General features: G+C 63.6%; 13 protein-coding genes. 4 read left to right on the plus strand and 9 right to left on the minus strand.

Going from position 1 to position 13670, the window contains the following annotated elements; all coding sequences use genetic code 11:
• Positions 1-348: 348 nt before the first annotated feature.
• From ACUYMY_RS04940 to ACUYMY_RS04950, 3 genes are all read right to left on the minus strand, one after another.
• Positions 349-717: a VOC family protein gene (locus ACUYMY_RS04940; RefSeq protein WP_481702509.1), complete on the minus strand. Its 369-nt coding sequence runs from the start codon at positions 715-717 to the stop codon at positions 349-351.
• Between the two features lie 127 nt (positions 718-844).
• Entirely contained in the window at positions 845-1135 is a 291-nt protein-coding gene (locus tag ACUYMY_RS04945) for a hypothetical protein (protein ID WP_481702510.1), read from the minus strand.
• A gap of 1049 nt (positions 1136-2184) precedes the next feature.
• Positions 2185-3330, minus strand: a complete 1146-nt coding sequence (locus ACUYMY_RS04950; RefSeq protein WP_481702511.1) for an epoxide hydrolase family protein — start codon at positions 3328-3330, stop codon at positions 2185-2187.
• A 138-nt stretch (positions 3331-3468) separates the two neighbouring features.
• Here ACUYMY_RS04950 and ACUYMY_RS04955 point away from each other — a divergent pair, with 138 nt between their 5' ends.
• On the plus strand, positions 3469-4368 hold the full coding sequence (locus tag ACUYMY_RS04955; RefSeq protein ID WP_481702512.1) for a ribonuclease Z: 900 nt from the start codon (positions 3469-3471) through the stop codon (positions 4366-4368).
• Positions 4369-4965: 597 nt separating this feature from the next.
• Here ACUYMY_RS04955 and ACUYMY_RS04960 read toward each other — a convergent pair.
• Both ACUYMY_RS04960 and ACUYMY_RS04965 read right to left on the minus strand, forming a co-directional pair.
• Positions 4966-6129 (minus strand): SNIPE associated domain-containing protein, encoded by a 1164-nt coding sequence (locus tag ACUYMY_RS04960; protein ID WP_481702513.1) that lies wholly within the window; start codon positions 6127-6129, stop codon positions 4966-4968.
• A 130-nt stretch (positions 6130-6259) separates the two neighbouring features.
• Positions 6260-6541, minus strand: coding sequence for a hypothetical protein (locus tag ACUYMY_RS04965; protein WP_481702514.1), 282 nt, complete (start codon positions 6539-6541; stop codon positions 6260-6262).
• Between the two features lie 646 nt (positions 6542-7187).
• Here ACUYMY_RS04965 and ACUYMY_RS04970 point away from each other — a divergent pair.
• Positions 7188-8201 (plus strand): amidohydrolase family protein, encoded by a 1014-nt coding sequence (locus ACUYMY_RS04970; protein WP_481702515.1) that lies wholly within the window; start codon positions 7188-7190, stop codon positions 8199-8201.
• A gap of 126 nt (positions 8202-8327) precedes the next feature.
• On the plus strand, positions 8328-8735 hold the full coding sequence (locus ACUYMY_RS04975) for an amidohydrolase family protein (RefSeq protein ID WP_481702516.1): 408 nt from the start codon (positions 8328-8330) through the stop codon (positions 8733-8735).
• 16 nt (positions 8736-8751) lie between these two features.
• Here ACUYMY_RS04975 and ACUYMY_RS04980 read toward each other — a convergent pair whose 3' ends face one another.
• Positions 8752-9645 carry a DUF7687 domain-containing protein gene (locus tag ACUYMY_RS04980; protein WP_481702517.1) on the minus strand — a complete coding sequence of 298 codons (894 nt, stop codon included), beginning with the start codon at positions 9643-9645 and terminating at the stop codon, positions 8752-8754.
• The gene (locus ACUYMY_RS04985) at positions 9632-9880 is read right to left on the minus strand and encodes a helix-turn-helix domain-containing protein (RefSeq protein WP_481702518.1); all 249 of its coding nucleotides are present in this window, start codon (positions 9878-9880) and stop codon (positions 9632-9634) included. Before ACUYMY_RS04985 ends, ACUYMY_RS04980 begins: the two co-directional genes overlap by 14 nt.
• 57 nt (positions 9881-9937) lie before the next feature.
• Here ACUYMY_RS04985 and ACUYMY_RS04990 point away from each other — a divergent pair, with 57 nt between their 5' ends.
• A complete protein-coding gene (locus ACUYMY_RS04990; RefSeq protein ID WP_481702519.1) occupies positions 9938-10819 on the plus strand; it encodes a Dam family site-specific DNA-(adenine-N6)-methyltransferase in 882 nt (293 codons plus the stop codon).
• Between the two features lie 964 nt (positions 10820-11783).
• Here ACUYMY_RS04990 and ACUYMY_RS04995 read toward each other — a convergent pair.
• Positions 11784-12056, minus strand: a complete 273-nt coding sequence (locus tag ACUYMY_RS04995) for a hypothetical protein (protein ID WP_481702520.1) — start codon at positions 12054-12056, stop codon at positions 11784-11786.
• The gene (locus tag ACUYMY_RS05000; protein ID WP_481702521.1) at positions 12038-13573 is read right to left on the minus strand and encodes a GmrSD restriction endonuclease domain-containing protein; all 1536 of its coding nucleotides are present in this window, start codon (positions 13571-13573) and stop codon (positions 12038-12040) included. The genes ACUYMY_RS04995 and ACUYMY_RS05000 overlap by 19 nt, the downstream gene beginning before the upstream one ends.
• Between the last annotated feature and the right edge of the window lie 97 nt (positions 13574-13670).

Genomic DNA, 13670 nt, shown 5'->3' on the forward strand with positions numbered 1-13670 from the left:
CTTGCCCTGCGGTGAGAACGGTTTGTCATGCATAACCGACCTCTTCTCGCTCATAATGACTGCGCCCCCACGGCAATCCCCGGGCTTTGCGGAGATACTCTCAGGCAAGCACGGCTCCCCGCGATACCCGCTTCTACTCAATTTCGGCCACCCTGTACTCGTTTTCGGCAGGAGCGAACTCGTGGTCCTGGGCACGGCCTCGCACAGTTGATCCACGGCGGGGTGCTCGGGCTTGAACAGGCGGACGACGGCGACAGTCACCACGCGTGGTGGGCGTCGCCGTCGTCGTGGGTCGACGTGGTCAGGCCGAATTACCCCAGCCTCGCATCGATCGCTTCGCGAGGCGCATCAGGCGTGCCGCCCATCCGGCTTCTCGTTGAGCTCGTAGACGAAGCCGTCGGGCGCCCGGAAATGCAGCCACGCGCCCTCCGGGCTGCGTTGGATCGGGAGGACGATCTCAACCCCTGCGCCAACGAGCTCGGCGTGCGCCTGGTCCAGATCGGCCACGAGGAATCCGACCACGGGGTGGGTCATATGGGGGTTGAAGCGGCTGGACAGGCCGAAGATCTCCAGCGCCCCGCCGTCCGGCAGCCCGAAGACGGTGAAGTCAGGCTCGGCGCGCCTGACGGGCAGCTGGAGCACGTCGCGGAAGAACGCGGCGGTCTCGTCGTGCCGCTCCGTGCGGGTGCCCGCCCAACCGATCCCCAGGACATCCATTGCGAACCCCTTGTCTTTCGAAGGTCACCGCCGTCGCCAGCGCGCCCGAGCTCGCGTTGGCCCGGGGCTTCGCACCCTAGCGTGCCGTACGGCAAGCATCTTCGGGAGGCCTTGGCGTGATTCAGGTTCAACCCGCCGCTGCCGGGCAAGATGGCTTCATGGCCAAACAATCCACACCTTCGAGGCGTCGCAAGTCCTCGGGGTCGAGGCTCTCCCTGTGGTCGCGGGACTCGCTGCTGTCGATCGGCTCGGTGGGTTCGGTGCTGTCCGTCGGGTCCGTCGGCTCGGCCCTGTCGGTCGGGTCGGTAGGGTCAGCCCTGTCGCTGTTCTCCGTGGGATCGTGGTTGAGCACAGCATCGCTGCTGTCCGCCCAGTCGCAGTGGTCGGTGATGTCCAGCCGCTCCTCCCGGGGAGTCATGTCTGCCGGGACAAATGGCGGCATGGGAGAACGTGGTCGCTAGTAGGGACTTCCCGGCCTGAACAGACGTACGACGGCGACGCTCACCTCGCGTGGTGAGCGTCGCCGTCGTGCGTCAGTACGAGTAGCTGCTGTCGCTCATCATCCCTGTGACCATGAGGAACATGTAGGTCGCGGTTCAGAGGGCCGAGAATCCGATAGCGGTCCAGCCGAGGATGATTTTCTCCAGGGATCAGTGGCCTCGACGCAGCCGGTCCAGTGGGCCCGTGAATTGTCAGTGGGTGGGGGGATCCTTTGCGCCATGACAAGACGTCATCGTGGCGAGGACCTCACAGGAGTCCTCCTGGCATCCACCGGCGGTGGTGGTGGCGGCGCAGGCGGGTGCGGACTTCTGCTGCTCCTCGCCTTCGTGGCGGTGGTTGTGAACTACTGGTGGGTCATCGCTCTGGTCATTGGAGCCGCGGTGGCGATCTGGTTCGGCATTCGGGCAATCCGTGAGGAAACTCGTGCAGCCAGGCTGCGCGGCACGCAGCTTCCCCTGCGACCAATCTCGACCAAGGCACCGAAGCGGAAGAAGGAGCCTCCTCTCTCAGGGGACGCACTGACCGCCAAGCTCCGTGCCGACAAGCGACGCCAGCGAAAGGCGGCCCTCGAGGCATGGGATCGCGACTGGGACCGTCTCCTGGAGCCCGGGCAGACCCCTCGGGCGGCGGGGAGTCCCGCGCAGGGGAAGCGGCCGCCCGGGTCCCGGCCGTCGTCGTCCGCGCGCAGTTCCCGAGATGCCGCTGCGCCGCCGCGGGCTGAAGGTCAGCCGAGCTTCAGGTTCGGGCAGCCGGTCACCATCACCAAGCGCATCCCCGCGAACACGGCCTACCCGGCACAGGCCGAGTCGGGTAGCACCGGCATGGTGATCCACGTCGGACCGCCGAACCGGGCCCCCGGACTATGCCCCATCCAAGTGAGGCTCGACCGGACGGGGAGGGTCGTGGTCGTCCTCGAGAAGTATCTGGCACCCCGCTCCGGCGGCCCTCGCGGCCGATAACGGGGTCCTAGCCCGTCAGGAGCGAGAAGAACCGCCGGATGTCGCCCACGAGGACGTCCGGTGCCTCGTGCGCTGCGTAGTGCCCGGCGGCGTCGTTCGGGCCGCCTGCCTCGCTGCGGATGTCGTAGCGGTTCCAGCTCACGATGTTGGTGTGGTCGCGCTCGGCGAACTTCCGGATCGACTGGAAGTCGCCGGCGAACATGGCCAGGCCCGTGGGCACCGTTGTCGGCCCAGTCGGGTGCTCCTGCGCGTGGGCGTCCTCGTAGTAGAAGCGGATCGCGGACCCCGCTGTGCCGGTGAGCCAGTGGACGGCGACGTTCGCGACGATGAACTCGGCGTCGAGCCCCTCGCCGAACAGCTGCGCGTTCCATCCCAGGAGGCCGACCGGCGAGTCCGCCAGCGCGTAGGCGAGCGTCTGCGGCTGCTGGCTGTGGAGGGTGTTGAAGGCCATCTTGTTCTCGTAGAACCACTGCAGGTGCTTCAGGGCAGCCTGGTCGTCCTCGGAGAGGCCCACGAAGTCGGACGGGTCGCCCGAGGGGAACGAGAAGAGCTGCGTGACGTGGACGCCGGCGACGCGCTCGGGGTCCAGCCTGCCGATCTCGGGCGAGACCAGCGACCCGCCGTCGTTCCCGACGGCGCCATAGCGCTCGTAGCCGAGCCGGCGCATGAGCTCGACCCACGCCGCGGCGGTCCGGTAGCGGTTCCAGCCCGTGCTCCGGGTGGGCCCCGAGAAGCCGAACCCGGGCAGGGAGGGGATGACGACGTCGAACGCCGGCTCCGCGGGGTCGGCCGGCTCGGTGAGCGGGCCGATGACGTCGAGGTACTCGACGATCGAGCCGGGCCAGCCGTGCGTCAGGATGAGCGGGAACGCGCCGGGCCGCGGCGAGCGGACGTGGATGAAGTGGATGTCCTCGCCGTCGATCCCGGCGGTGAACTGCGGGAAGGAGTTCAGGCGCGCCTCGAAGGCGCGCCATTCGAAGTCGTCGCGCCAGTACCGGGCGAGGCGCTGCACGCGGTCCCGGGGCACGCCGTAGGCGTCTCCGGCCCCGGGGAGCTCGTCCGGCCAGAGCGCCCGGTCGAGGCGGGCGGCGAGGTCGTCGAGGCGGTCCTGTGGGACGTCGACGCGGAACGGGCGGATCTCGGTGGCGCTCATCGGGTCTCCAATCGTGGTCTCAACGGGGACAGCACCAACCTAGGTCTCAGCTAGGACAGAAGCTGTCCGCATCCCGTCCGCTGCGACGCGTGTTGGCCTGGAGCCATGATGCCCACCTTGCGGCGCATACTGGGCGGCATGCGCGAACTCGTGGTCCTCGGCACGGCCTCGCAGGTCCCGACGCGGGACCGCAACCAGAACGGGTACCTCCTGCTGTGGGACGGGCAGGGCCTGCTGTTCGACCCGGGGGAGGGGACGCAGCGGCAGATGATCCACGCGGGGGTCTCGGCCTCGCAGATCACCCGCATCTGCCTCACCCACGTCCACGGGGACCACTGCTACGGGCTGCCCGGGGTGCTCTCGCGCATGGCCCTGGACCGAGTCGAGCACCCGGTCCACCTGCACTACCCGGAGTCCGGGCACGACGTCGTGCGGGCACTCGTGTCGGTCTCCTCGCCGGGGATCGACCTGCGGCTCCACCCGCACGGGGGCCCCGGGACCGTCGCCAAGGGCCTGGAGGTGCGGGAGCTGAGCCACCGGATCGAGGCCTACGGCTACCGCCTCGCCGAGCCGGACGGCCGGACGATCCTGCCCGAGCGGCTCGCCGTGGCGGGCATCAAGGGCCCCGACATCGGCCGGCTGCAGCGGACCGGCGAGCTCCGCGGCGTCCGGCTCGAGGACGTCAGCGTCCCGCGCCCGGGGCAGAGCTTCGCGTTCGTGATGGACACCGAGCCCTGCCCGGGGGCCGAGGAGCTCGCCGACGGCGTCGACCTGCTCGTCGCCGAGTCCACCTTCAGCGACGAGGACGGCGAGCTGGCGGCGCAGTACCGGCACCTCACCGCCGGGCAGGCCGGGGCCCTGGCAGGGTCGGGGGGCGTCCGGACACTGGTCCTCACACACTTCTCGTCGCGGTACACCGACGTGCGGCCGCTCGTCGAGCAGGCGCAGGGTCGGGCGAACGGTGCGACGGTGCTCGCCGCGAAGGACTTCGACCGGTTCGCGCTGCCCCGGCGGCGGGGGTGGGCTCTAAGCGAATGAGGGGGGCTCCTGAAGGGGCTTGTCGGATTGAGATGTTCCGGATCAGATGCGGTCGAACCCGGGACGAGCTGCGGCGTCAGCGGATGCCGGTGTCAGGGACATCCGCGCGGGCGGCAGAGCTCGGCTCCACGATGAGCCGCATGTCCGGACAGAGCGGCCGTCTCGAGGCGGCGCCAACCACCAGCTTATAGCTGCCCGGCAGGAGGTCGAGTGTATAGCGGCCTGAGGAATCGCTGGGGGTCGACACAACTGTGGCGCCCCCCGAGCGGTGAGCCTCGACCCTTGTCCGAGACCGGCTGCGGAGGGCAGGGCCGGTCCGACCGTTCGATTGGGCAAGTCGGACCAGCCGTGACATAGCCATGGGCGCCCGTGCAGGACGGCGGCGCGAGGGGCCGGGCCGATGTCGTGCTTGTGGCGGTCGGGGGCGGCGGCGGGCCGGTGGGCCGCAGGATGCCCCCACTTGGGGTTCGCCGTCGCATCCGTCGACCGAACTAGCGACGACTATGACCCGATCAGCTGCTGAGCCCGGGCTCTTGGTGCTCTGGCAGAGAGGCGGGTAATCAGCGATCCCTAACCGACAGCGCTCGGCCGGCAGGCCTATTCTTCCGATATGAGCTCCGGCGCGTCTCGTCCCTGCCCGAGCCGGAACTCGGTGGCCTCGGGGTCCTCAATCCATTCGACGAGTTCCACCTTGTGCTCTTTGAGCACCTCAAGGACTTGGTTTGGCTTGACGTAGAAGAATTCCCGGCGCCTGTTGATCTTGTTAACGCGCCAGTCCTCGAAGGTGCGATGAAGCATCGTCTCGATCGACACGGCATCGGTGGAGAAGAAGAGTGCATGGACGTCGTACCGGAACGGTACCGAGGCATTGCTGAGCTCCCGTACCCGGTCCATGGGGTCCAGTCGGCGTGTCATGCCGACCTTAACGATGTCTGGGCCGAGGGTTCCGATGTTAGAGATCACGTATACGTATCCGGCCCTGATGTTGGCAGCGCGGAAGTTGACATCGGCGATCCTCCGCTCGGTCTCTTCCAGGAGCTCGAGCATTCTTAGGGCGCCTTCGTCGTCGCCCTTCGCTTCGAGCGCAGCAAATGCGTTCCGGTAGTGCTCGAGCTCCTTCTCGAGTCGGTCCCTCTCAGCGGACAATTCTTGCTGTACGCGGTTCTCTTCCCGGAGTTCCGCTCGACGGTTTCGTTCTTCGTCGCGGTCGCGCTTCTTGGTGACGAGGTGCCACCAAGCAGTTTGCAACTCTTGGTGGCGGAGCTCGAAGTACTCGTTCGAGATCCAGATGCCGAACGGCATTCCCGCCTTGTGGACGTCCGCGAAGACTCTATTGATCCTGTCTCCTGATGAGATGAGGTTCCCATACCGGAGGTTCTTGAGCACTGCCTCCACGTGAACGTTGAATGCGGACAGGATAAGCTTCGACACGTCATCCACGAACTGCTTCGGAAGCCTCTCCCGAGCGTTCGTGAACGAGGCATACTCTTCAGAGAATTGGAGGGCTGTGAGTTCACGGTTCATCCGCTTGACCTGAGTCCGGATCTCCTTCAGCTTCTTGCCGTACTCCAATGAGCCATCGCTGGGAGTCGTGTAGTCGTAGAGTCCCACGCCGCGCAGGACATCGTCCTCGGCGCTGTGGACAATCCCTACGCGTTCGGTCCACTCGTATCCCTCCCACCAGCGAACTGCTTGAGGATCGCGTGGATCTGGATACCAACCTGGCCCAAGCCCTGGTCCAAGCGCTCCCGTTTCCCCCATGGGTTCCCTCCGTCGAATCGACTCTAGCGTTCACAATGCCCCGTCCCCATAAAGGAATCCCTCTGCCGCATGCCATTCCGTGGTCGGGAAACCGTGCTGGCCAGGAACTCCGTCGGGAGGGCCACCTGAGTCAGGACACCGCATCCTGCTTGGGCGCATTGTTATTGAGTTGGGCGTGCTTCCGGCCCAAGAAGTCAACGGTGCTCAGGGCCCGGCTGACACCGACCATGAGCAGGATGTATCCGATCAGGGCAGCGACCGCGCCGAAGAAGACGCCGACGAAGGCGCTCGAGTCGCTGTAAGGGGAGAAAGTCCCTGGCAGGGTCATGGCGAGAATGAGCGGCCCAACAATGCAGGCCAAGACCATGCCGACAATAGCGAAGGGCGCAGAGTCGCGCGGGGTGAAGTTCATTCTGGGGTCCTCCAATAAGTGCGATGACTGGGGAGGCGTGCCCGCAGCTGCGGCCCAGCCCCACTCTCGGCGGTGCGTATATCGAACTTAGCCCCGGCTCACAGACAATTGTGTAGGGTCCTGCCGAGCATTCACCGAGGATTCGCCAAGGAGGTCCAGATGGGGGCGGCCGCTGGTCAGGGAAGATCGACGGTAGGGCTCGGATAGTGCGAGGCTGCTCATCGTTTATATCGCTCCTCGCGTCCGGGCCTCCGCGGACTTCATCCTCGAGCATCCCTCAACGTCTACGGCCGCTCGGCCCACCTACGCGCTCCTCGCGCCCCCCTCGCCGAGGCGTTCCCCGTCTCCATGCGGGACATCGGCGTCTCACTTGTGTACCAGCTGCCCGACGCTTAACGGCGGCTCGACGCCCGCTCATCGCCTGTGGGGGTGCAGCGGCGTTCTACGCCGCGTTGACTTTCGCCCCCGGGGGGCCGTGTAGGGAGTTGCCCGAGTATCCTGCCGCTTAGCCGCGCCGGACGACGGCGCCGCACAGTGCAGGGCGAGGGTCGTTGCCTCGGGGTGCCCGACGTCGCCCGTCCAGAGACGGCCATTGGTGAACAGGGTGGCGTCGATCTTCACAAGCGTTCCTTCCTGAGGAGGGGTGATGGGAGCTGCCCGTCAGCGAACGGCGGGCTGCGGCCGGATCCTCTCGGTCGACGACGTCGACGGCATCGAGTCGCGCGAGGTCCATGATCTCGGCGGCGGCGCACGCGTCATCCCGGGCCTGCACGACGCCCACCACCACTTGTCCTTCAAGGGCCACCGGCTCGCGATGGTCGACCTGCGAGGGGTGACCTCGGTCGGGCCCGTCTACGCGAGGTTCGCGGGGCGCGCCGTCAAGCTTCCGGCGGAAGAGTGGGTCAAGGCCACCGGCTACGACCAGAACCTCCTGGGCGGGCAGCACCCGCCCGCCAAGGCGGGTCGACTGGGCCGTTGGCGGGCGACCGTCGATCGTCGAGCACGTCTCGGCGCACATGTTAGTGGCCAACACGCGGGCCTCCGAGCTGGCTGGCTTCCCGGACCGCCGGTTCCCGGACATCGACGGTGGGCGCGTGTTCCGCGACGCCGCCGGCCGCGCCGAGGGGCTCCTGCAGGAGCGGACCATGGAACCGGCCCGGGAGGTGTCCGCCAATCTCACTCACCGTCGAGGGCGCGGTCGCGGCGATCGAGCTGGCCTCGGACCGGGCTCTCTTACGGCCTCGCGAGCATCATGGAGCGGCGTCATCGCCTCCAGCACGATGACGCGCCGGTGGGCCGACGTGCACGCGTACCAGGTGGCGGTCGAGACCGGGCGCGTGCGGCCGCGGATGACCCGCCATGCCGTCCCACACCGCGCTGCACGGCCTCGACGGCCTCGAGGGGTGAGAACTTTCGACATGGGCATCCCCGCCGGACTCGGCGACGACGCCTCCGGCTCGGCCCGGTCAAGGTCATCTCCGACGGCTCGCTTGTCGGCCGCTCCGCGACCATGCACGAGTGCTACTGCGGCGAGCCGGACAACCTAAGCGTCCTGCAGCTCTCGCCCGAGGAGCAGCGCGAGCAGATCATCGCGTTCCACCGCGCCGGCTGGGCTGTGGCGACGCACGCGATCGGGGGGGGCGTTCGACCACGTCCTTGACTCCATCGCGGAGGCGCAGCGCATCGCGCCGCGGACGGTGCGGCACGGGGATCGAGCACTTCGCGATCGCGACGGACGCCCAGGTGCAGCGCTGCGCCGAGCTTGGCGTCGTGCCGGTCCCGCAGGGTGTGTCAATCTCCGATTCGGCGACGGGATCCTCGAGGCCATCGGCCCGGAGCGCTCCGCGGGCACGTACCGGATGCACTGGCTGCTCTCAACGCCGGCATGACCATTCCCGGTCCGACCGATTCGCCCGTCTCAGACGCCACCCATTCGTCAGCATCCGTGCCCTCGTCAGCCGCCGGACCGCTTCGGGGCGCGAGTTCGCGCTGGTCGAGCGCAGGCATCGGGGAGGCCGTGCGCGCCTACACGCACGGCTCCGACTACGCGGTGGGGCGCGAGGGCGGGGTCGGGACGCTCGCCGAGGGCATGCTCGCGTACTTCGTGGTCCTGAGCGAGAATATCTTCGGTTTTGATGCTGCAAGGATCGGGGAGGTCACGGCAGCCGCGACGGTGGATCAGGGGACGATATAGTGCTCGCTTTTGACGCTCAAGGGGTCGCCTCCCAAGATTCCACAAGCCTAGGGATGGCATCAACGCACTCCTGTCCGACGATAATTTCGTCGACTACTCCTTTATTGACTGCGTCAACAAGGCGGCACAAATAGGCCTTCCCCTTGGACCACCAAGTGCCGTAGGCGTCAACGAATAGGTAGAGGTCGAGCGGTTGCCCAGTGACCTCAACGATCTCTCGCCTCTCATGCCCATCCAGCTGACTCACGTAGACAGCGTCTGAGATCTTTGAACCGAAAGTGGTCGTATAGTAGTATTCCTTGATTTCCCATAGTGCCCGAGGATTCACCGACGAAGGATATGCGCCATCCATTCGTCTCGACATTGCAGCAAACAGCGCTCCGCCGCGGTCAACAACGGGAAGACGGCGTGGATCGTCCTCAAAGCTCTGGCCTTGAAGTTCTCGTGAGAAGAGAATGTTGACGAGTCCAGTCAAGAATGCGGGAGCGCGTTTTGTCCCAGTTTGCTTATTCATCGGAACACGCACAGCCATGCCGCCTTTTACCGCGTACTCGACGGCAACCAGCGTTCCAGCACGATCGTACACGTTTGTAGCCTCTGTACAGTTCTCTTCTACCACGTAGTCGAAGAGTTCCTGAGCCATTTCGGCCGTCATGAGATTGGGACGCGCCACTTCATTGAGTTCATAGGCCCGGTACTGGAAGTAGTCAACGAGCCGCGCTCCCAAATCGCCGTGCTCAAGCACGGCGGAATCACGCCCGAGCTCCCGAAGTGTTTCCTTGCACTGACTCAGTGAATAGGCGGCAATAGCATCAGTACCGCGCTTGGCGTAACCGCGCTTCTCGGATAACACACGCACATAGGCCCAGAACTGCTCGTCCTGATCAAGCCAATAGTCATCTGCTTTCACGACATCTCCGTTCGTACTCCGATAGGAGCTGATCAAAGGAGCAACCCAGGGCCCCGCAAAGGTCAAGCGCTTCAAGCACTCCAAGCCGCCGTCGAGCACTCTCGATGTTGCTTATCCATGACTGAGGCACTGCTAATCGCGCTGCAAGGTCCTGTTGGGTCACGCCTCGGCTGAGACGCAGTTGCCGCACCGCCTCTCCAAGCGCCCGCGACTCTGGCTCATCGTTATGCGACACGCCTTGAGGGTAGCGACGACTTGAGTGTTATCCGAAAATCGGATACGGTCTCGTGTCGTGACTGAGACACTTCCTCTGGAAGGCGTTGGGATCGCCAGAACTCCCTTCAAGACGCAGCTCTTGAAGTGGATTGGCAACAAGCAACGGCTTGCGCCCCAGATCCTTGCCAATTTCCCTAGTTTCTGGGGCACCTATCACGAGCCATTCCTCGGGTCAGGAGGGGTGCTAGGCACGCTAGCACCTGAGAAGGCCTTCGCCTCCGACGTGCTCCGTCCCCTGATGGAGATCTGGCAGCTTCTTGAAGATGACCCTGCTCAACTTGTCGCCAATTACGCCATCTATCGCGACCGCATCGACGCGGGTGAAGCGAAAGAGGACGTCTACAAGTCGGCCCTTCGCAGCTTCAATCAGGCTCCGAATGGACGTGACTTCGTTTTTCTGACTCGGGCCTGCTACGGCGGAGTGGTGCGCTTCCGCCGCCACGATGGAGCTATGTCGACCCCCTGCGGAGCTCACACGCCGGTACCCACCGATTCCTTTAGGAAGCGCGTGGAAGAGTGGTCTACCCGGGTGCAAGGAACCCATTTCCGCACCCTCGACTTCCGTGATTCCTTCACAGACGTGAAGTCAGGTGACATGGTTTACTGCGATCCCCCGTATACGGACTCCCAAGCCATCCTTTACGGGGCCCAGGCGTTTAACTTGCATGACCTCATCGATGCCATTGATAAGGCCAAAGCCAAGGGCGCGCAAGTGGCGTTGTCTATCGATGGAACGAAGAAATCCGGCTTGAAGGAGATCCTCCACGATTTCCCCAGTGGGCTATTTGTCACTGAGGTAGGGGTCACCGTCGGACGCTCTATGCTTCGCCGCTTTCAGCTTGGTGGGGAGACGCTCGAAACTGAAGTGGTGCGAGACAGGCTGCTCCTCACCTACTAATTGGCAAGGGGACGGCCATGTGGCCATCCCGAACGCCGTGCCGTCGTTTCAGCCACCCTGACGTCCGGCTAGTCCCGTAGGCCACACGGCTTGCGTTCAGCCCCCCGGTTTCGCCAGCAGTGACCGCAAACAGATTCACCTCGCACCTCTGGCCCAGAAATCGCCAGAAGAGGGTGGGGATCGTCTGAGTCGGGTGGTGCAGGATGCCGCGGCCACTTCGGTGGACCACTAGGCTTGTGCCGCTCGAGAGCGATACCGGGAGTTTGCTGGCGACGGTGTGGAAGCATCCGAAGCTAGTGGCGCCGGCGAAGAGCAGAAGGGGGAGGGCGATGCCGCAGCAGCGGTGCGCGTCGGGCCAGCTGCTGTCCAGCGGGGCGATCTCCTGGTTAAGGGTGGGGATCACTTTCTTCCAAGCGCGTCCATCCTTGCTCAGGTCAGGCGGGAAGCAGCCCCCGGAGCATCCGGGTGGCCGGGTCGGGAAGCGGTACGTTCTGCACGACTGTCAATCTCTTGGGAGAAGACCTAACAGCTCGGACGTAATCGCTACCGCCGCATCGACGAGCTGGAGAGCGTGCGCATGGGTGCGCATCCATCGATGTTGAGGGCGGGCTCTCGAAGCTGAGGCGGGCTAGCCGCATGCATTCCAACACTGCGTCTGAGAGGCAGCCTCGGAGACTTGCATGGCATTCTCAGACATCTACTGTGGCATTTCCGGGCCATCGGCTAAGGCTGTGGCGTGGGCTCTACGGGGTCGTGACGTCGTATGGGTCGTGCTCGAGTAGACATTGCTGCAGTCCGGTGGCAGATCACGGCCTCGGACTACGGGCGGCTGCTGGGCAGACACGTGTGTTGCCTCCATCCATGCACGCGCAAGCATGCGGCACCTAGGCCAACCCCCGTTGATGGACAGTCCACTGTTTCCAGGCAGGCCGTCAATCCTAACTAGCTTCCGATCGGTCCGTCCTTACAGGTTGTCAAAGTACCGCCGGATCGACTGGGCCATCAGAATCCTGCGTTCAACAAGGAATTCCCTGTAGTTATAGGACGTCACCTCGCCGATAGTGGAGGGAATTGCGTTCTCGTTAAGGTTTCTCGTCAGGTCAGTTTCATCGGCCAATTCGCCGATAGTCAAATGTCCTGTGCGAATTTGTTCCAGAATCTTCGACATGTATATCGTGGGCGGTTGATTGCCGATGCTGATGTTGATCGAAGTCTCCGTCAGCGCAAAGTTTGCCACCTGATTATAGTCGGCGCGATCGGGGTAACCGTTCTTCTGCAGGTAGTCCTTGGGAACGATGTGGTGGATGTCGCCAGATTGCTGAGCATAGCAGCCACCGTGATGCTCTTAGAGAGAAATCCTCGAGAGAGTTCTTTCACCTGAGATGCAAGAAACGACTGGAAGAAGGGACTCGCCGTACTTGTAGTCTCGAGGGCTGCAGGCAGGGCGACGTTCCAGAAGCCGTCAGTCAGTTCGGACTCCTCGATCTGCTTGAGGTATGGCGCCGGCCCGAGGCTTCCGATGCGGCGCATGTCTTGCTCCCACGTTGACTCGAAGCTCCCCGAATGTCGGCCTGTTAGCATCGACATGACAAACCAGCGTCGGACGATACGCTTCCGTTCCCCTTCGGAAAGGCCGCTGTCCGCGCGGAGGTTCAGGTAGAGGGCATAGGCAAAATTGAGGACGTTTTTTGAGCCGATCATATCTGCCGTGATGAAGCCGGCAGATTTGATAATCATAAGAAAGTTCTCGAAGTGATACTTCTTCACGATTTGCAGAAGCGCAGCCTCGAGCCTGTCAAAAGCGAGGGGTATCCGGCTCTCGTCGACCTTCCGAGTATCCGGGTCTCGGCCTGATAATTCACTTACGATAGACGAAGCCTTGCCTCGGCTGAACCCCAGCAGCCCCGCCATGCGGATAATGTCCCCATAAGTCGGATCGTACAAATCTTCTGCATCGTTTCTTAGCCAGGCAATCTCCTTGAGGTACGGTGTGAGAGCGAATTCAGCGTCGTTCTCCCTGATGTCTTCGTATGCATGAGGCGCCACAGCAAGGTGGCAGAAATAGTCGATCAACTTGCGAAGATTCCGACCACGGTTCCCGTAGGTCGCGATCTTGCTCATTGCGAAGTCAGCGCTGCTCAATGGAACGCCCTTGGAGTTGATTCGGATGAAAATTTCCGTTACAGTCTCCAAGTCAAGGTTGTCGTTCAGTGAGATGATGCCAATCTGTGCGTTCTTAATCGCTTCAAGTCTGGCGATATTGTCTTCAACAATCGCGTGGTCGGCCTCAGGATTGGCCTCGAGGTAGTTCTTTACGAACCGGAACGATGAAGTTGCATTGAATAGTTCACTAATGTCGGGAATCCATATACGACTTTTGGCGATGACGGGCGTTACGGTGGCAAACTCTTCAGTGGCTGGATTGAATGCGATAGTCACACGCATTAATTTGTATCGCTTGTTCAAGACTTTGAGTCCCGCAACTGCCGCGCGGAGGGCAGTGATGCGCTGCTGGCCGTCAATCAGAATCTGCTCATGTGCGGCGACCTGTCCGCCTTTGAGATGCGCACCAACAGACTGCCAGGTTATGAGATAGCCGACTGGATAGCCTTTGTAGAGGGAATCCATCAGATCCCGTACCTTGATGCTGTCCCAGACGAAAGGGCGTTGGAGTTCGGGAATCGCAATGTGCTCCCGTCGGACATCCTCAAGAAGTTGTGCGACGGCCGACTGGGTGACTTTGTATTTTGCCACTTTAGGCGCCTTTCCTCAGGACGACAACAAAATGTTCCATGAAAGACCCTAGGCTCTTCAGAGCTAGGGCGCTAGGTGGCCAACGCCTACTGTCGGG

The organism is Sinomonas sp. T428B (assembly GCF_056780155.1).

Bases quoted from the DNA above. Each gene is read 5' to 3' on its own strand.
- ACUYMY_RS04940 (WP_481702509.1), bottom strand. From the start codon at position 717: ATGGATGTCCTGGGGATCGGTTGGGCGGGCACCCGCACGGAGCGGCAC.
- ACUYMY_RS04945 (WP_481702510.1), bottom strand. From the start codon at position 1,135: ATGACTCCCCGGGAGGAGCGGCTGGACATCACCGACCACTGCGACTGG.
- ACUYMY_RS04950 (WP_481702511.1), bottom strand. From the start codon at position 3,330: ATGAGCGCCACCGAGATCCGCCCGTTCCGCGTCGACGTCCCACAGGAC.
- ACUYMY_RS04955 (WP_481702512.1), top strand. From the start codon at position 3,469: ATGCGCGAACTCGTGGTCCTCGGCACGGCCTCGCAGGTCCCGACGCGG.
- ACUYMY_RS04960 (WP_481702513.1), bottom strand. From the start codon at position 6,129: ATGGGGGAAACGGGAGCGCTTGGACCAGGGCTTGGGCCAGGTTGGTAT.
- ACUYMY_RS04965 (WP_481702514.1), bottom strand. From the start codon at position 6,541: ATGAACTTCACCCCGCGCGACTCTGCGCCCTTCGCTATTGTCGGCATG.
- ACUYMY_RS04970 (WP_481702515.1), top strand. From the start codon at position 7,188: ATGGGAGCTGCCCGTCAGCGAACGGCGGGCTGCGGCCGGATCCTCTCG.